The organism is Burkholderia sp. SR8 (assembly GCF_052851275.1).
The window spans coordinates 156,037-173,266 of sequence record NZ_JAULUC010000001.1 but is presented as its reverse complement, the minus strand read 5'-3'; the positions used below and the strand labels follow the sequence as shown (position 1 = coordinate 173,266).

15 protein-coding genes and 1 tRNA gene are annotated in these 17,230 nt (G+C 68.1%); 6 read left to right on the top strand and 10 right to left on the bottom strand.

What is annotated here, in order from left to right; genetic code table 11:
* Nucleotides 1-33 precede the first annotated feature (33 nt).
* Nucleotides 34-3,504, bottom strand: coding sequence for a transcription-repair coupling factor (gene mfd, locus Q3A80_RS00775; protein WP_446327237.1), 3,471 nt, complete (start codon nt 3,502-3,504; stop codon nt 34-36).
* Between the two features lie 107 nt (nt 3,505-3,611).
* On the opposite strand from mfd, the gene ispD reads away from it, so the two are divergent.
* Both ispD and ispF read left to right on the top strand, forming a co-directional pair.
* Complete coding sequence (gene ispD, locus Q3A80_RS00770) at nt 3,612-4,322, top strand: 2-C-methyl-D-erythritol 4-phosphate cytidylyltransferase (protein WP_446327236.1); 711 nt, start codon at nt 3,612-3,614, stop codon at nt 4,320-4,322.
* A 28-nt stretch (nt 4,323-4,350) separates the two neighbouring features.
* Nucleotides 4,351-4,836 carry a 2-C-methyl-D-erythritol 2,4-cyclodiphosphate synthase gene (gene ispF / locus Q3A80_RS00765; RefSeq protein ID WP_446327235.1) on the top strand — a complete coding sequence of 162 codons (486 nt, stop codon included), beginning with the start codon at nt 4,351-4,353 and terminating at the stop codon, nt 4,834-4,836.
* A 127-nt stretch (nt 4,837-4,963) separates the two neighbouring features.
* Here ispF and Q3A80_RS00760 read toward each other — a convergent pair whose 3' ends face one another.
* The 4 genes from Q3A80_RS00760 to ompR all read right to left on the bottom strand — a co-directional run bounded on the left by Q3A80_RS00760 (nt 4,964) and on the right by ompR (nt 8,442).
* On the bottom strand, nt 4,964-5,491 hold the full coding sequence (locus tag Q3A80_RS00760; RefSeq protein ID WP_151064372.1) for a carboxymuconolactone decarboxylase family protein: 528 nt from the start codon (nt 5,489-5,491) through the stop codon (nt 4,964-4,966).
* A gap of 76 nt (nt 5,492-5,567) precedes the next feature.
* Complete coding sequence (locus Q3A80_RS00755; RefSeq protein ID WP_009691824.1) at nt 5,568-6,116, bottom strand: peroxiredoxin; 549 nt, start codon at nt 6,114-6,116, stop codon at nt 5,568-5,570.
* A 189-nt stretch (nt 6,117-6,305) separates the two neighbouring features.
* Entirely contained in the window at nt 6,306-7,667 is a 1,362-nt protein-coding gene (locus Q3A80_RS00750) for an ATP-binding protein (protein WP_446327234.1), read from the bottom strand.
* 40 nt (nt 7,668-7,707) lie between these two features.
* Entirely contained in the window at nt 7,708-8,442 is a 735-nt protein-coding gene (ompR, locus tag Q3A80_RS00745; protein WP_004192636.1) for an osmolarity response regulator transcription factor OmpR, read from the bottom strand.
* 258 nt (nt 8,443-8,700) lie between these two features.
* On the opposite strand from ompR, the gene Q3A80_RS00740 reads away from it, so the two are divergent.
* The 3 genes from Q3A80_RS00740 (at nt 8,701) to Q3A80_RS00730 (ending at nt 11,904) form a co-directional block, all read left to right on the top strand.
* Nucleotides 8,701-8,979: a hypothetical protein gene (locus Q3A80_RS00740; protein ID WP_446327233.1), complete on the top strand. Its 279-nt coding sequence runs from the start codon at nt 8,701-8,703 to the stop codon at nt 8,977-8,979.
* A 122-nt stretch (nt 8,980-9,101) separates the two neighbouring features.
* Nucleotides 9,102-10,613 carry a DUF1800 domain-containing protein gene (locus tag Q3A80_RS00735; protein WP_446327232.1) on the top strand — a complete coding sequence of 504 codons (1,512 nt, stop codon included), beginning with the start codon at nt 9,102-9,104 and terminating at the stop codon, nt 10,611-10,613.
* Nucleotides 10,614-10,680: 67 nt separating this feature from the next.
* Nucleotides 10,681-11,904, top strand: coding sequence for a DUF1501 domain-containing protein (locus Q3A80_RS00730; RefSeq protein WP_446327231.1), 1,224 nt, complete (start codon nt 10,681-10,683; stop codon nt 11,902-11,904).
* Nucleotides 11,905-11,934: 30 nt separating this feature from the next.
* Here the strand turns inward: Q3A80_RS00730 and hpnD are convergent, their stop codons facing one another.
* Nucleotides 11,935-12,768, bottom strand: a complete 834-nt coding sequence (gene hpnD / locus Q3A80_RS00725) for a presqualene diphosphate synthase HpnD (RefSeq protein ID WP_446327230.1) — start codon at nt 12,766-12,768, stop codon at nt 11,935-11,937.
* A 235-nt stretch (nt 12,769-13,003) separates the two neighbouring features.
* Here hpnD and Q3A80_RS00720 point away from each other — a divergent pair.
* Nucleotides 13,004-13,090: transfer RNA gene (locus Q3A80_RS00720), tRNA-Leu, on the top strand.
* Between the two features lie 106 nt (nt 13,091-13,196).
* On the opposite strand, the gene Q3A80_RS00715 is transcribed toward Q3A80_RS00720, so the two are convergent.
* From Q3A80_RS00715 to Q3A80_RS00700, 4 genes are all read right to left on the bottom strand, one after another.
* Nucleotides 13,197-13,427, bottom strand: a complete 231-nt coding sequence (locus Q3A80_RS00715; protein ID WP_446327472.1) for a hypothetical protein — start codon at nt 13,425-13,427, stop codon at nt 13,197-13,199.
* A 105-nt stretch (nt 13,428-13,532) separates the two neighbouring features.
* Nucleotides 13,533-14,642, bottom strand: coding sequence for a class II histone deacetylase (locus tag Q3A80_RS00710; RefSeq protein ID WP_446327229.1), 1,110 nt, complete (start codon nt 14,640-14,642; stop codon nt 13,533-13,535).
* 16 nt (nt 14,643-14,658) lie between these two features.
* Complete coding sequence (locus Q3A80_RS00705; protein WP_446327228.1) at nt 14,659-15,876, bottom strand: MFS transporter; 1,218 nt, start codon at nt 15,874-15,876, stop codon at nt 14,659-14,661.
* A 22-nt stretch (nt 15,877-15,898) separates the two neighbouring features.
* On the bottom strand, nt 15,899-16,945 hold the full coding sequence (locus tag Q3A80_RS00700; protein WP_446327227.1) for a porin: 1,047 nt from the start codon (nt 16,943-16,945) through the stop codon (nt 15,899-15,901).
* Nucleotides 16,946-17,230: the final 285 nt, after the last annotated feature.

Sequence of the window (17,230 nt, the reverse complement as noted above, 5' to 3'; positions counted from 1 at the left end):
AGCATCGCGGTCGTGCGGTCAGTCAGCCTGTCGTCACCGTACGGCGCTCGCCGCATCCGCGCGCGGTGCGAGCGCGCGCAGCGTTTCCTTGATCGTCGACACGCGGATCGCGAGATCGGGCGAGCGCGTCTCGATGCGCAGCCGGTCCTGCCCCGCGAGCTTGATGTGCCGGTGCTTCTGCACCATCTCGATGATGCGCATCGGATCGATCGGCGGATTCGGCTCGAACTGCAACCCGATCGCGGCCTCGCTCGCGTCGATCTTCACGATCCCGAGCGGCTTCGCGGCGAGCCGCAGCCGGTGCGTCTCGACGAGCGCGTGCGCCTGCGGCGGCAGCTTGCCGAAGCGGTCGATCAGCTCTTCCTGGATCCCGTCGATCGCGTCGCCGTGCTCGCAGTTCGCGAGCCGCTTGTACAGCGACAGCCGCTCCTGCACGTCCGCGCAGTAGTCGGCCGGCAGGATCGCGGGCGCATGCAGGTTGATCTCCGTCGTCGCGGCGAGCGGTGCGGTGAGGTCGGGCTCCTTGCCGTTCTTCAGCGCCTTCACCGCGTCGTTCAGCATGTCGGTGTACAGCTGGAAGCCGATCTCGTGGATCTCGCCCGACTGCTTGTCGCCGAGCACCTCGCCGGTGCCGCGGATCTCGAGGTCGTGCATCGCGAGATAGAAGCCCGAACCGAGTTCCTCCATCTGCTGGATCGCCTCGAGCCGGCGCTGCGCCTGCTTGGTCAGCGACTGCGGATCGTGAACCAGCAGGTACGCATACGCCTGGTGGTGCGAACGGCCGACGCGGCCGCGCAGCTGGTGCAGCTGCGCGAGGCCGAACTTGTCCGCGCGGTGCATGATGATCGTGTTCGCGCTCGGCACGTCGATGCCGGTTTCGATGATGGTCGTGCACAGCAGCACGTTCGCGCGCTGCGCGACGAAATCGCGCATCACGCGCTCGAGTTCGCGCTCGTGCATCTGGCCGTGCGCGATCACGATGCGCGCTTCGGGCACGAGTTCCTCGAGCATCGCCTTGCGGTTCTCGATCGTCTCGACTTCGTTGTGCAGGAAGTACACCTGGCCGCCGCGCTTCAGTTCGCGCAGCATCGCCTCGCGGATCACGCTTTCTTCCTCGCGACGCACGAAGGTCTTGATCGCGAGCCGCTTCTGCGGCGCGGTCGCGATCACCGAGAAGTCGCGCAGCCCCTCGAGCGCCATCCCGAGCGTACGCGGAATCGGCGTGGCCGTGAGCGTCAGCACGTCGACTTCCGCGCGCAGCGCCTTCAGCGCTTCCTTCTGGCGCACGCCGAAGCGGTGTTCCTCGTCGATGATCACGAGGCCGAGCCGCTTGAACTGCACGTCCGACGACAGCAGCTTGTGCGTGCCGATCACGATGTCGACGCTGCCTTCGTTGATCTGCGCGATCGCCGCATTCACTTCCTTGGTGGTCTTGAAGCGCGACAGCTCGACGATGCGCACCGGCCAGTCGGCGAAACGGTCGGCGAAAGTCTGCGTGTGCTGCTCGGCGAGCAGCGTGGTCGGCGACAGCAGCGCGACCTGCTTGCCGCCCATCACCGCGATGAACGCCGCGCGCAGCGCGACCTCGGTCTTGCCGAAGCCGACGTCGCCGCACACGAGGCGGTCCATCGGCTTGCCGCTCGTCATGTCGCCGATCACGGCCGCGATCGCCGCGGCCTGGTCGGGTGTTTCCTCGAAGCCGAAGCTCTCCGCGAACTTCACGTAGTCGCGCGGCTCCAGCACGAACGCGTGGCCTTCGCGGGCCGCGCGGCGCGCGTACAGGTTCAGCAGCTCGGCGGCCGTGTCGCGGATCTGCTGCGCGGCCTTGCGCTTCGCGCGCTCCCACTGGCCGGAACCCAGCGCGTGCAGCGGCGCGCTGTCCGGATCGGCGCCGCTGTAGCGCGAGATCACGTGCAATTGCGCGACCGGCACGTACAGCTTGCTGTCGCCCGCGTATTCGAGGTGCAGGAATTCCGTCTCGCCTTCGCCGAGATCCATCGACACGAGGCCCATGTAGCGGCCGATCCCGTGCTGCGCGTGGACGACCGGATCGCCGACCTTCAGCTCCGACAGGTCGCGCACCATCGCGTCGACGTTGCTCGCCTGTTCCTGGCGGCGACGCCCCGCGCGGCGGCCGAGCGCGCCGTACAGTTCGGTTTCGGTGACGACCGCGTAGCCTTCGCCCGGCACCGCGAAACCATTCGCGAGCGGCGCGACGCCGAGCGCGAACGGCGCGTCGCTTTCGAGCCAGCCCGCGAAGTGGTCGTTGGACGCCGGACGCAGGTGATGCTCGGCGAGCAGTTGCAGGATCGTTTCGCGCCGGCCGGCCGATTCGACCGTCAGCAGCACGCGCTTGCCGGACGATTCGACGAAGGTGCGCAGCGCGGCGAGCGGATCGTCCGCATGGCGATCGACCGTCAGCTCGGGCAGGCCGGTCGCCCAGCCGCCGGCCGGCTGCGCGGGCAGCACGACGCGCGCGAACGGTTTCGCGAACGCGAAGAAGTCTTCGTCGGACAGGAACAGGCGCTGCGGCTCGAGGATCGGTCGCTCGCGATCGTGCGCGAGGAACGCGTGGCGCTGCTTCGTGTCGGCGGTGAAGCGGCGGATCGACGCTTCGAGATCGCCGGCGAACACGAGGTGCGCGTCCTGCGGCAGGTAATGGAACAGTGTGGCCGTTTCGTCGAAGAACAGCGGCAGGTAATACTCGATGCCGGCCGACGGCACGCCGTTGCCGATGTCCTTGTAGATCGGCGCGCGGCTCGGATCGCCTTCGAAGGTTTCGCGCCAGCGGCTGCGAAATGCCGTGCGCGCGGCTTCGTCGAACGGAAACTCGCGGCCGGGCAGCAGGCGTACGTCGCGCACCGGGTACAGACTGCGCTGCGTATCGGGATCGAACGCGCGGATCGAGTCGACCTGGTCGTCGAACAGGTCGATCCGGTACGGCAGCGGCGAGCCCATCGGGTACAGGTCGATCAGCGAGCCGCGCACGCAATATTCGCCGGGCCGCACGACCTGGCTCACGTGCTCGTAGCCGGCCAGCGTGAGCTGCGCCTTCAGCTTCGCCTCGTCGAGCCGTTCGCCCTGCGCGAACGCGAACGTGTACGCGGCCATGAACGACGCGGGCGGCATTCGGTACAGCGCGGTGGTCGCGGGCACCAGCAGGATGTCGCAGCGGCCCTCGCCGAGGTCGTGCAGCGTCGCGAGGCGCTCGGACACGAGATCCTGGTGCGGCGAGAACGTGTCGTACGGCAGCGTTTCCCAGTCCGGCAGCAGGCGCACGCGCGTATCGGGCGAGAAGTAGCGGATTTCCTGCGACAGCCGCTGCGCGTCGACGGCGTTCGCACAGATCACCGCGAGGAGCGGGACCGCGTCGCGGTTGTCGGCGAGATAGCGGGCGATGGCGAGTGCGTCGGCGGAGCCGTGCGCGCCGTCGAAGGCGAACCGCTGGCCCGGTTTGACGCGGGCGACGGGCGAGGCGAACGGGGTGGAAGCGTTGTCTGGCATAGGGACGGCAGGGGTGGCGGGCACGGGCGCCGCACGGCGCGCCGGTCGAGACGAAAGACCTATTATAAAATCCGCTTCTCGATTTCACCTTTCCGGCGTTTTCTTTCGTGACTCCCCGACTTTTCGCCCTGATTCCCTGCGCCGGCACGGGCAGCCGCTCCGGTTCGGCCGTGCCGAAGCAATACCGCACGCTGGCCGGCCGCGCGCTGCTGCATTACACGCTCGCCGCGTTCGACGCGTGCAGCGAATTCGCGCAGACGCTCGTCGTCCTCGCGCCCGACGACACGCATTTCGATGCGCGCCGCTTCGCGGGCCTGCGCTTCGCGGTGCGCCGTTGCGGCGGCGGCTCGCGCCAGGCATCGGTGCTCAACGGCCTGTTCGAGCTGACCGAATTCGGCGCGACCGACCGCGACTGGGTGCTCGTGCACGACGCCGCCCGCCCGGGCATCACGCCAGAGCTGATCCGCACGCTGGTCGCGACGCTGAAGGACGATCCGGTCGGCGGCATCGTCGCGCTGCCGGTCGCCGATACGCTCAAGCGCGTGCCGGCCGGCGGCGACGCGATCGCGCGCACCGAGTCGCGCGACGCGCTGTGGCAGGCGCAGACGCCGCAGATGTTCCGCATCGGCATGCTGCGCGACGCGATCCTGAGCGCGCAGCGCGAAGGGCACGACCTGACCGACGAGGCCAGCGCGATCGAATGGGCGGGCCATACGCCGCGTGTCGTGCAGGGCAGCCTGCGCAACTTCAAGGTCACGTACCCGGAAGATTTCGCGCTGGCGGAAGCGATTCTCGCGCGCCCCGCGAACGCTTCCTGACTTTCACCTCATCTCAACCGGAATACGCATGGATTTCAGAATCGGACAAGGCTACGACGTGCACCAGCTCGTCGAAGGGCGCCCCCTCATCATCGGCGGCGTGACGATTCCGTACGACCGCGGCCTGCTCGGCCACTCGGACGCGGACGTGCTGCTGCACGCGATCACCGACGCGCTGTTCGGCGCGGCGGCGCTCGGCGACATCGGCCGTCATTTCTCCGACACCGACGCGGCGTTCAAGGGCGCGGACAGCCGCGTGCTGCTGCGCGAGTGCGTGGCGCGCGTGAAGGCGGCCGGCTTCACGATCCAGAACGTCGACAGCACCGTGATCGCGCAGGCGCCGAAGCTCGCGCCGCACATCGACGGGATGCGCGCGAACATCGCGGCCGATCTCGGGCTGCCGCTCGAGCGCGTGAACGTGAAGGCGAAGACCAACGAGAAGCTCGGCTACCTCGGCCGCGGCGAGGGTATCGAGGCGCAGGCTGCCGCGCTGCTGGTGAAGCAGCGCGCATGAGTGCCGCCGGCCGGCGTGACGCCGGTCGCAAGCGGCGCCCGACGTGCGCCGCCGGAATGAAAAAATGCCACGCGCTTGCGTGGCATTTTCGTTTGGCGGGCCGGAAGCCCGGGCCCGGCGCGACCGCTTACTCGCCTTCGGCGGCGATCACCTGCGCGGCGGCGTTGATCACCGACGCGATACGGCCGACGTCGCGCAGCTGCGTCGTCGTCATCCCTTGCTCGTTCTTCAGCAGCGCGTAGTGCGACTTCACGCAGAAGTGGCACTTGCCGACGATCGATGCGGCGAGCGCGTACATCTCGAACCGGCGCTTGTCGACGCCGCCGTGCGACGCATACGCACCCATCCGCAGCTCCGCGCGCTGCGTCTTCAGGTCGGCGTCGTCGGCCATTTCGACATACGGATACCAGGTGTTGTTCATCCCCATCAGCGCGGCCGCCGTCAGCGCGCCGTTCGTCTCTTCGGGCGACAGCACGCCGGCTTCGCGGATCGCCTTCACGAGGACCGTGCTCTTCGCCGCCACGGCCGCCGCCAGCGCGACGCCGACCGCATCGTTGCCTTCGAGCGACGAGCGCGAGATCGTGCCGTCGAGGTTCAGGCGAATGTCCTTCGCGTAGTCGGGAATACGCGCCTTAATCGAATCGATGAATTCCATTGATATCTCCTATGGGTTGGCCGTTAAAAAAGCCCGCAGGCAGGACGTGCGCCGCGGGCTTCGTGCATCGATGCGCTTACAGCGTTGCGCCGCCGACTGCGCGGTTGCACGGGCACAGTTCGTCCGTTTGCAGGCCGTCCAGAATACGCAGGACTTCTTCCGGGCTGCGGCCGACGTTCAGGTTGTTCACCGAAACGTGCTGGATCGTGTTGTCCGGATCGACGATGAACGTCGCGCGCAGGGCCACGCCGGCTTCCTTGTCGCGCACGCCGAGCTGGTCGATCAGCTCGCCCTTGACGTCGCCGAACGAGTAGTGGTTCAGCTTGTCGAGGTCCTTGTGTTCACGGCGCCATGCGAGCTTCACGAATTCGTTGTCCGAGCTGCCGCCGAGCAGGACGGCGTCGCGCTCTTCGAACTGCTTCGCGAGCTTGGCGAATTCGACGATCTCCGTCGGGCACACGAACGTGAAATCCTTCGGATAGAAGTAGATGATCTTCCACTTGCCCGGGAACGACGCTTCGGTGACGGTCTCGAACGCCGACTGGCCGTTTTCCTCGTGATTGTTGAAGCCCGGCTTCGCGGCTACGACGGTGAATGCTTCGAGTTTATCGCCCACGGTTTTCATGCGGATACTCCTGTGTGAGTTGGGAAGAAGACTGAGTCAAGCTACCTCGGTGCTGCAACGTTGATGTGACAGCATGGGATAGACTATAACACTATTAACAAACCACTTCAATAGACTTTGACTAACGAATCCCATAGTTTTTTTCAACCGCACCGATAGTGTGGCGCGCAAGAAGCATGCGCGAACGCGTCACGCGGTCGCGCGCGCCTTGCCGGCGCCGGGGAATTCGAGCGTGACTTCGAGGCCCGCTTCGGGGCTGCGGTTGCGCAGGCGCAGCGCGCCGCGATAGCGGCCGACGAGGCGCAGCACGATCGCCATCCCGAGCCCCGTGCCGTCCGCCTTGGTGCGCGCCGTGTCGACGCGGTAGAACGGCCGCATCACGAGCGGCAGCTGGTCCTCCGGAATGCCGGGACCCTCGTCGCTCACCGACAGCTCGACGCGCGCGTGCGTCACGCGCGTCTCGAGCGTGATGCGCGAGATGCCGTCGTCGCGGCTCTGTCCGTATTTGCGCGCGTTCTCGACGAGGTTGCCGATCACGCGGCGCATGTCGGTTTCGTCGGCTTCGATCACCGCGCTCGGCGCGAGCCGCGTGCGGATCTCGACGCCATCCTCGCTCGACACGCGCGCGGCGACTTCATGCGCGATCGACGACAGGTCGACCGGCTCGGGCTTGCGCTGGGTCGGCCGCGCGTAGTCGATGAACGCCGCGATGATGCGGTCCATCTGCTCGATGTCGTCAACCATCGCGTCCTTGGTCGCCTGGTCGGACGGGCTCATCTCGGTTTCGAGCCGCAGCCGCGCGAGCGGCGTGCGCAGGTCGTGCGAGATGCCCGCGAGCATCAGCGCGCGATCGGCCTCGAGCTGCTCGAGGTCGCGCACCATCTGGTTGAAGCTGCGGTTGGTCTCGGCCGCGACGCCCATCCCGCGCTCGGGCAGCGGCTCGGGCGCCTGGCCGGAACCGACCTGGCGCGCGGCGAGCGCGAGCCGCGAGAACGGCCGGTTCACGAGGCTCGTGATGAATGCGGAGCCGAACAGCGACAGCGCGAGCGCGAACAGGCCCCAGCCGGCCCACTGCAGGCCCGTGACGTTGTCGAGCTGGTCGCGATCGAGCGCGACCCAGTAATCGTCGTCGTCGATCTTGAAGCTGATCCACACGCCGGGGATGTCGTTGACCGACTGCGCGATCACGGTATCGTCGCCGAGCCGGCTGCGGATGTCGTGTTCGATCAGACGGTTCAGCGATTCGTCGGGCTGCAGCTTGAACTTGTCGGTTTTCTCGCGCGGATAGACGCGCACGCCCTCGTTGCTCTCCAGATCCTGCAGCAGCGCGCGCCGCAAGTCGGGATCGGAATAGAGCAGGGCGGTGCGCGTGAGCTTCACGACCGCGACGAGCTGGAGCGCGACGCGCTGCGCGCGCGGCTCGCGCTCGATCACGCGAAAACTCTGGAACCACGCGGCGAGACTGACCGAGATCAGCAGCGCGATCAGCAGGAAGGTGCGCCAGAACAGCCCGCCGAACGCGAGCTGAAGGAGGCGCCGGTCGATACGCATGGGACGGGCCGTGGACGGGCGAAACCGGAAAGGAAAAAGATCAGGCAGCGCCGTCCGGGATGAACACGTAGCCGAGGCCCCAGACGGTCTGGATGAAACGCGGGCTGCCCGGATCCGGTTCGATCAGCTTGCGCAGGCGCGAGATCTGCACGTCGAGGCTGCGGTCGAACACTTCGTATTCACGGCCGCGCGCGAGCTCCATCAGCTTTTCGCGCGACAGCGGCTGGCGCGGGTGGCGCGCGAACACCTTCAGCACCGAGAATTCGCCGGTGGTCAGCGGAATTTCCTGGCCGGACTTCGTCAGCGTGCGGGTCGCGAGGTTCAGCGAGAACTCGCCGAACTCGAACACCTCGGTGGTTTCCGACGGCGCGCCCGGCAGCTCGGCCGGCGCCTGGCGGCGCAGCACCGCGTGGATGCGTGCGACCAGTTCGCGCGGGTTGAACGGCTTCGGCAGGTAGTCGTCGGCGCCCATTTCGAGACCGACGATGCGATCGACGTCCTCGCCCTTCGCGGTGAGCATGATGATCGGCGTGCGGTCGTTGCTGCCGCGCAGGCGGCGGCAGATCGACAGGCCGTCTTCGCCGGGCAGCATCAGGTCGAGCACGAGCAGGTCGAAGCGCTCGCGCACCCAGAGCTTGTTCATCGCCGTCGCGTTCTCCGCGACGTATACGTTGAAACCCTGCTCGCCGAGATAACGGCGCAGCAGATCGCGCAGGCGCGGGTCGTCGTCGACGACGAGAATCTTGGAGGGGTTTTTCGTTTCCATGAGCGGCATCTTATCGCGAATGGGAAATCGCGCACGGTTGCGTATTTTCGCGCGTTACAGTCCGTTACAAAATTTACCCGTAGTGTCGCGCGGAGTAAAGGCACGCTATAGAGATTCCTTTACTCGAAGCCGAAATTCGGTAGATACTCCCCTGCACTCCATCTTTCATCTTTGTACACCCGAATTCCGCAGGGTTTTTCAAGTACCAGAGGTAACCGGTTGCCGCGTGACGAAGGGAACAAATCGACCAGAGAAGCGAGGACGGTCATGCGATCTGCCCGGATTGCAGTGATGCTGACGATCGCACTTGCCGGTCCATATGCGTCGAACTTCGCGTATGCGCAGCGCCCCGAGCAGGGCGCCTCGTCGCGCAAGATGCTGCGCGGCAAGGCGCCGCAGCCTGACCGCGCCGCCGACACGGCGGTCCGTTCCGCCGTGCCTCCCGATCTCGAACAGCGCCGCCGCGACGGGCACATGACGCCCGAGGAGCGCCACCTGCTGCGCCAGCACATCGAGGACGCCGTTCGCGAGCTGTACAAGCGCTGACCCACACGCTTGCGTTCCGCGCCCGCGGAAAGATTCCGTAGCAATTTTTCGGTCAACTTTCGCCTGCATGCTGCCGTTGAACCGGCATCCGCACCGCCGGTGCGCTCCGGGAGTCCACGACGATGAAAGCGAACGCCGCCGCTGCGGCATCGCGCGCGATGCAGACGCCACTCGATGCCGACGATGCGCTGTTCTTCCTGAGCCGTACCGGCTTCACGCCCGCACCGGCCGACGTCGCGCGCATCGTCGGCATGACGCGCGCGCAGGTCGTCGCCGACGTGCTCGGCAACGTGCGCCGCGAGCCCGTGACGACGTGGCCCGACTGGCTCGCCGAGTTGCCGCCGACCCGCGCGCAGCGGCAGGCGCTGACGCCCGACATGCGGCGCGACGAGCAGCGCGAACGCAATCGCCGCTACGACGCGTTGCGCGCGGCGTGGGTCAACGAGATGATCGCGACGCCTTCGCCGCTCACCGAGCGCATGACGCTGTTCTGGCACGGGCACTTCACGTCCGGCAAGGACAAGGTCCCGTATCCGCAGACGATGGCCGCGCAACATGCGCTGTTTCGCCGCGAAGCGCTCGGCAACTTCGGCACGCTGCTGCATGCTGTCGCGAAGGATCCGGCGATGCTTCAGTATCTCGACGGCGCGAGCAACCGCAAGGGGCGGCCGAACGAGAATTTCGCGCGCGAAGTGATGGAGCTGTTCACGCTCGGCGAAGGCCATTACACGCAGCACGACGTGACCGAAGCCGCGCGTGCGATGACCGGCTGGAGCGTCGATCCCGACACGCTGCGCTTCACGGTGCGGCCCGAATGGCACGATGCGGGCGACAAGACGATACTCGGCGAGACCGGCGCGTTCGACGGCGACGGGTTTCTCGACATCCTGTTGAAGCGGCCCGACACCGCGCGCTTCATCGCGGGCAAGCTGTGGCGCGAGTTCGTGTCCGATACGCCCGATGCCGACGCGCTCGACGGCGTGGCCGAGCGGTTTCGAGCGAGCGGCTACGACATACGCGCGGCGCTCGCCGCGCTGTGGTCGACCGATGCGTTCTGGGATCCGCGCAATCGCGGCGTGCTCGTGAAGTCGCCGGCGGAATTCGTCGTCGGGTCGGTGCGGCTCTTCGATGTCGCGTACGGCGATCCGCAGATGCTTGCGAACACCGTGCGCACGCTCGGGCAGACGCTGTTCCATCCGCCGAACGTGAAGGGCTGGCCGGGCGGCGCGATGTGGATCAACAGCACCACGCTGCTCGCGCGCAAGCAGTTCGTCGAACAGTTGTTCCGCGCGACCGAGACGGCCGGCATGCGGACGGCCGCGCATGCGAGTGCGCCGAATGGGCTGAATGGACCGAATGCGCGTCCGCATGCGGTGCCGGTTGCGGACACCGGTCCCGTCGCCGGCATGCGCGCTGCACCGGCCAAAGCCTCGCGCGGCGGCCTGCGGTTCGACCTCGAGCGCTGGCTCGCGCAGTATCGGGCGCGGCCGCAGGCGATTGCCGGGCTGTCGACCGAGCTTCAGCTGCAGCACGCGGTGCTGCCCGTGTCGCCGGTCGCGGCGATCGATACGGATTCGACCGGCAGTGCGTATCTCGAGGCGCTGCTGATGGATCCCGCCTATCAACTGAAATGACCGAAACGACGATCGACTGGCGCGTCGCAGCGGCGACGCTGCCGCGCAGCGAACCGAAGGATGCACGATGAACCGACGTGATTTTCTGACGCTGACGGGCGCCGCCGCCGCGGCTGGCGTGTCGATGTGGCAGCTGCCCGCGCACGCGGCGGCCGCGACGGCCGCGGCGGGACGGCAGGCGGCGGCCGGCTACGCGAACGTGCTGATCCTCGTCGAGCTGAAGGGCGGCAACGACGGCCTCAACACGGTCGTGCCGTATGCCGATCCGCTTTACTACCAGCTCCGGCGCGGCATCGGCATCAAGCGCGACCAGGTGCTGCAGCTCGATGCGCAGACGGCGCTGCATCCGTCGCTCGCGCCGCTGATGCCGTTGTGGCGTGACGGGAATGTCGCGATCGTGCAGGGCGTCGGCTATCCGCAGCCGAATCTGTCGCATTTTCGCTCGATTGAAATCTGGGATACCGCATCGCGCTCCGACCAGTACCTGCACGAAGGCTGGCTTACGCGCACGTTTGCGCAGGCGCCGGTGCCGCCCGGCTTCGCCGCGGACGGCGTCGTGCTCGGCAGCGCCGAGATGGGGCCGCTCGCGAACGGCGCGCGCGCGATCGCGCTCGTCAATCCCGCGCAGTTCATCCGTGCGGCGCGGCTGGCCGAACCGTCGTCGCTGCGCGAACGGAATCCGGCGCTCGCGCACATCATCGACGTCGAGAACGACATCGTGAAGGCCGCCGACCGGCTGCGCCCGCGCGGCGGGATGCGCGAGTTCAGGACGGCCTTTCCGGCCGGCACGTTCGGCACGTCGGTGAAGACCGCGATGCAGGTGCTGGCAGCCTGCGAAGCGGCGGGGCCGGGCGCGCAGGATGGCGTCGCGGTGCTGCGGCTCACCCTCAACGGATTCGACACGCACCAGAATCAGCCGGGACAGCATGCCGCACTGCTCAGGCAGTTCGCGGAAGGGATGAGCGCGCTGCGCGGGGCGCTGATCGAGCTCGGGCGCTGGAACCAGACGCTCGTGATGACATATGCGGAATTCGGGCGGCGCGTGCGCGAGAACCAGAGCAACGGCACGGACCACGGCACGGCCGCGCCGCATTTCGTGATGGGCGGGCGCGTGGCGGGCGGGCTGTACGGCGCGGCGCCCGCGCTCGGGCATCTCGACGGCAACGGCAACCTGCCGGTCGCGGTCGACTTTCGTCAGCTCTATGCGACCGTGCTCGGGCCGTGGTGGGGGCTCGACGCGACGCGCGTGCTGCAGCAGCGCTTCGACGCGCTGCCGCTGCTCAGGACGTGACGGGTGCCGCGCGTCGCGTTGCGCTGCCGGTCAGCGGCGGCGTGCGGCGCGCCATGCGATCCACAGCTTGCGGATCGGCGTCAGCGCGATGCGCTGGTGCAGCACCTGATAGCCGTCGCGCTCGATTTCGTCGAGCAGCGCGCCGGCGAGTGCGATCTGCGCGCGCAGCGTGCGCTGCGCGCGGCGTTCCGATGCGGGAATTGCCGCGTCTGCGGCCGCGAGCGCTTCGCGGGCACGCGCCGTCTGGAACTGCAGCAGCTCGGTGAACGCGGGGCTGTAGCGGCGGTTCAGCAGGTCGGCCGCGGTCACGTTGTAGCGCTGCAGTTCGTCGATCGGCAGATAGATGCGGCCGTGGCGCGCATCGTTGCCGAGCTCCTGCACGAATTGCGCGAGCATCAGTGCGCGGCCGGCGCCCGCGGCCCACGGTTGAGAGTTCGCCGGATTCGCGGCGCTCGCGCGTGCGACCAGCGACGCGAACGTGCCGCCGACCTGCTCGATGTAGCGCTGCAGGTTCGCGAAATCCAGATAGCGCGCCTGTTCGAGGTCCATTCCGTAACCGTTGACGAGCGTGCGCAGCGCGTCGGCTTCGGCTCCGATCGCCGGATGGTGCTGCGCGAGCGCCTTCGTGACCGGGTGCGACGGTTCGCCGGCGGCGAGCGCCGCGAGTTCCTTGTGCCACCACGCAAGCTTCGTGTGTCCGACGGTCGGATCGCTGGTTTCCTTGACGGTTTCCTCGAGTTCGCGGCGCAGCGCGAACAGCGCCGTCAGGCGCGGCTCGGCGGCAAGCGGCGCCTGGCGCAGCGCGTAGTAGACGCTGGAGCCCGCGGGGGCGGCCTTTTGCTGGCAGTAGTCGTCGAAGTTCACGGGTGGGATCGTCGCGGAGGGGTTCGGGGAACGCGCGCCGGCGCATGGCCGACACGTCGAGCGCGGCATTCTAGCACCGCGCTTTCGCGCGCGCCGGCGGGACGAGACAATGCGGCGGAGATCGGGTAGAATCTCGCGCTCGCCTGATCGGGCATGCCGGTTTTCGTATCGGCATGGTGCCGCGGGCGCGTGGAGAACGCATCTTGCGTGCCGCGCGATCAGGTGGCGGAAATACGCGTGAGTGGCGAAATTGGTAGACGCACCAGGTTTAGGTCCTGACGCCCGCAAGGGTGTGCCGGTTCGAGTCCGGCCTCACGCACCAGGAAGTCGGACAAGCCCCGTCAGGGACGTCCCCGAAAAAAGCGCTGCCGGTCGGCTGACCGCAGCGCTTTTTCGTTTTCCGCCCGGTGTCGTGCATCGACGCGGACCTAATCCCAAAAACTCCGCACCGCGACCGCCACGATCACCGGCACCGAAAACACCAGCGGAATCGCGAAGTACTGCGCTTCGCGATCGACGATCCAGCTATAGATCAACCACCCCGCGCCGATCGCGAACGTGATGAGGCCGACCAGCACGGCGGCGATATTCAGTGCCAGCTTCGACGGCTGGCGGCGCGCTTTGTCGTTGGTGTCGGGATCGCGCGGGGACGATTTCATCGGAAGAGGGGCGAGGCCTGGCAGGTTAAAGGCACAGGAAACCCCATCCGCGCGGATCGCGCAAGGGCCGCGGCATCCCGGCCCCGTATCGTCGCCGGGCACGCGCTACATCCCGAACGACCGCGCCAGCTCGTCGAGCAGTTCGCGCTGGAACGCGACGAACCGCTCGCCCGGTTGCTGCGCGATCGCGAGATCCAGCATCGGATCGGCGACGCCGGTGCGCATGCCGGCGAGTTCCTCGACGATCGCGAGCCCGCAGAACGGCACGTACGCCTCCGAATAGCCGCCTTCGTGCACGATCGCGAGCCGCCCGCCGCAATGGCGCTGGGCCGCTTCCTTCACCGCGCGCGTCATGAACCGGTAGCTGTCGGTGTGCAGCTGCATGCGCGCGAGCGGATCGACCGCGCTTGCATCGAGGCCGCTCGCGACGACGATCAGCTCGGGCCGGAACCGTTCCAGCGCCGGGAGCACGATCCGCTCGAATGCGTAGCGATACGCGTCGTCGCCGCTGCCGGCGAGCAACGGCACGTTCAGGTTCGCGCCCACTCCGGCGCCTTCGCCGCGATCGCGGCCGCCGCTGTAGCCGGGCGGAAAGCAGCGATCCTGATGCAGCGAGATCGTCAACGTGTCCGGATCGTCGTAGTAGATCGACTGCGTGCCGTTGCCGTGATGCACGTCCCAGTCGATCACCGCGACGCGGTCGATGCCGTGCTTCGCGCGCGCCGCCTCGATCGCGATCGGGATGTTCGCGAGCAGGCAGAAGCCCATCGGCCGGTCGCGCAGGCAATGATGGCCGGGTGGCCGCGACAGCGAGAACGCGTTGGCCGCGTGTTCGGCGACGACCGTATCGATCGCCGCGATCGCGAGGCCCGCGGACAGCGCGGCGATCTCGTAGCTGCCCTTGCCGAACGGTGCGAGATCGCCGAGGTCGCCGCCGTGCGCGTCGCTGAGTGCGCGGAACGCGTCGAGATAGCTCGCAGGATGAATGCGCAGCAGATCGCCGGTCGTGGCCGGCGCGGCGCCGCGCATGTCGAGATGAGCGGCAAGGCCCGACGCCTGCACGAGCGACAGGAAGCGGCGCTTCGAGTCGGGCGACTCCGCGTAACCGGCGCTCGATGGCGGCTGGACCCAGCCGCCGACCGGGAAGAACAGCGCATGCGTGCCGCCGGTGTGCCAGAAGGTGCGTTCGTCGGTGAAGAAGGCAGTGCGATTCATGGATGGGGTCGACCTGTCACGGTTGGGAGGAAATGGAACGCAGCGACGCGCGTGCGCGGCGATCGATCTGGCGCAGCGCGGCGAATGACGCGAGCGCGACGCCGGTTGCCGCCACGAACAGCGCGTGCATCGTGCCGCCGGCATCGAGCAGCAGCCCGGCGAGCAGCGGGCCGGCCGCGAGGCCGGCACCGATCACGAGGTTCAGCGTCGCGACGAGGCGCCCGGACGTATCGATCTGCGCGACGGTCGCGAGAATGAACGGCAGCACGAACGTCCACGCGAACTTGAACGCGAAGATCGCGGCGCTGTAGCCGCTCGCATGCGGGAACGCGGCGAGGGCGACGAGCGATGCCGCGAGCAGCGCGTAACCGGCGGCCAGCATCGCGCGCCGCGCGACGCGACCGCCCGCGCACGACGCGAGCGCCGCGCCGGCAATCCCCATCACGCTCGCGATCGCGAGCACGTTGCCGGTCGACTGCGGATCGAGTCCGGCTTGCGCCGCCGCGCGGCTCGCGAACGTCCACACGCTGCCGATCGCGACGTAGAACGTCAGCACCGCGCCGATCGCGAGCGCGACAAAGAGACGTGACGCGTCCGTCGATGAATCGCGCCCGGCCTGTGCCGATGCGGTGCGCCGCCCGAGCGCCGCCGGAAAACCGCGCGACAGCGGCGCCGCGAGCAGCGCGAGCGCGGCCAGCGCGACATACAGCGCCCGCAGCCCGAATGCGGCGAATACATGCGGCAGCACGAACAGGCCGATCGCGCCGGCGATCAGCTGGCCGACGACCCACAGCCCGTACACGCGATCGCTGTTTCCGCTGGTGGCGGCGCTCGTCATGCACAGCACCATCAGCGAGCCGCCGCCGAGCGCGGTGACGGCGCGCAGCGCGAGCAGCGCGATGAAGCCGGGCATCCACAGCGCCGTCAGCAGGTTGCCGGCGCCGAACACGACAATCGCGCACGCTGCGACGCGGCGTGCGTCGATGCGGCCGAGCCACAGGTACGACGGCACGGTCGCGAGGCTGAACGCGCCGAGTTCGACGAAGAAGTACGTGCCGATCTGCGACGCGGACAGTCCGAGCTGCGTGGCAAGCTGACCGGCGACGGCCGGCGCGACGAGCAGCAGCAGCGGCGTGATGGCCGCGAACGCGACGAGCGCGACGAGCGTCGAGCGCGCGAAAGTCGACGCACGGCCGTCGGTCGGCAGGGCGGCATCGGAGCAAAGTGTTTTCATGACGGGATCTCGCTGGACGGAATCAGAACAGGTGGTACATGCCGACCATCGCGCCGAATTGCGATGCGCCGGCGAGCGGCGTCGGGTCGTATTCGTAGACGGTCTGCGAGCTCTGGCCGCTGTTGCGCGCATAACCGAGGTTCACGTACGCGACGGTGCGTTTCGACAGCGCGTAGGTGGTGCTTGCGATGAACAGCGTCGGATGGCCGATTGCCGGCGTGCGCGAATCGGTGTGGTAGACGCCCGCGTTCAATCCGATGCCGCCCGGCGTCAGATAGCGCGCGCCGCCCCAGACGATCGTGCGCGCTGCGTCGAGATCGCCGGTCAGGCGCTCGACACCCGCGTAGACGGTGAGCGGCAGCGCCGCGAACGCATAGCGGGCGGCAAGCGTGCCGAGTTCGCGGCGGCGCGCGGACGCGTCGACGTCGGCCGATGCGTCGCCGTGCGCCTGATGCAGCACCGCGCTGACCGACAAACCGTTGCTCGTGTACTGGCCGCCGAGTTCGAGCACGCGTCCGGCGCGCGCGTGGCCCGCGACGCCGGCGGTCGCTGCCAGCGCCTCGACGTCGAAACCGGCGAACGTCGGCGACTGGTACTTGATCGAGCGGTCGACGAAGTTCGCGGTCATCGGCACGATCACGCCCTGGCCGCTGTACGACGCGTACCACAGCGGGTCGTAGAACAGCGTCTTGTCGAACAGCACGCTGAACTGCCGCCCGAGCGTGACGGTGCCGAGCGGGCCCGCGACCCCCACGTACGCGCCGCGAAAGAACGCATAGCCGGGCACGGTTGCGGTGCCGTCGTTCAGGTTGAGTCCCTGTTCGAGCTTGAACAGCGCACGCCAGCCGCCGCCGAGATCCTCGTGGCCTTTCAGCCCGACCTGCGACGGCAGGATGCCGTAGTTCTGCAGTTGCACGGCCGCGTGCCGTCCGTCGGCGTGCGTCCGGTACTGCACGCCGGCGTCGAGCGCGCCGTACAGCGTGAGCGCCGACTGCGCGTGCGCGGTGATGCTGCACGACGCGATCGTCGCCACGGCGCCGGCCGTGCGGATGAAGCGGGGTGTCGTCACGTAGGGTTCTCCATACCGTCCTGCATCGTTTGTGTCGTGTGTCGTCGCGACGCAGTGTCCGCAGCGGGAAAACCGGCGAACAGTCGTGCAGATGAACGGGATGGAAACCCGCGGGACCCGGCACGGGCGCGCCGTGAGGCCGCCGCGCGGCGTGCTGCGCGGCAGCAACGCGCCGCGCACCGTTCAAATGGATGGGGCTGCCGCGGGTTCCGGCAACGGCGCCCGCCAAAAATGCCGGTCGCTATAATCGGCCGGTCTGCGTTGCGCGCATCAGCGGCCCGGTCG

Bases quoted from the DNA above. Each gene is read 5' to 3' on its own strand.
- ispF (WP_446327235.1), top strand. From the start codon at position 4,351: ATGGATTTCAGAATCGGACAAGGCTACGACGTGCACCAGCTCGTCGAA.
- Q3A80_RS00760 (WP_151064372.1), bottom strand. From the start codon at position 5,491: ATGGAATTCATCGATTCGATTAAGGCGCGTATTCCCGACTACGCGAAG.
- Q3A80_RS00740 (WP_446327233.1), top strand. From the start codon at position 8,701: ATGCGATCTGCCCGGATTGCAGTGATGCTGACGATCGCACTTGCCGGT.
- Q3A80_RS00705 (WP_446327228.1), bottom strand. From the start codon at position 15,876: ATGAAAACACTTTGCTCCGATGCCGCCCTGCCGACCGACGGCCGTGCG.
- Q3A80_RS00715 (WP_446327472.1), bottom strand. From the start codon at position 13,427: ATGAAATCGTCCCCGCGCGATCCCGACACCAACGACAAAGCGCGCCGC.
- Q3A80_RS00730 (WP_446327231.1), top strand. From the start codon at position 10,681: ATGAACCGACGTGATTTTCTGACGCTGACGGGCGCCGCCGCCGCGGCT.
- Q3A80_RS00735 (WP_446327232.1), top strand. From the start codon at position 9,102: ATGAAAGCGAACGCCGCCGCTGCGGCATCGCGCGCGATGCAGACGCCA.
- Q3A80_RS00710 (WP_446327229.1), bottom strand. From the start codon at position 14,642: ATGAATCGCACTGCCTTCTTCACCGACGAACGCACCTTCTGGCACACC.
- Q3A80_RS00750 (WP_446327234.1), bottom strand. From the start codon at position 7,667: ATGCGTATCGACCGGCGCCTCCTTCAGCTCGCGTTCGGCGGGCTGTTC.
- Q3A80_RS00755 (WP_009691824.1), bottom strand. From the start codon at position 6,116: ATGAAAACCGTGGGCGATAAACTCGAAGCATTCACCGTCGTAGCCGCG.
- mfd (WP_446327237.1), bottom strand. From the start codon at position 3,504: ATGCCAGACAACGCTTCCACCCCGTTCGCCTCGCCCGTCGCCCGCGTC.
- ompR (WP_004192636.1), bottom strand. From the start codon at position 8,442: ATGCCGCTCATGGAAACGAAAAACCCCTCCAAGATTCTCGTCGTCGAC.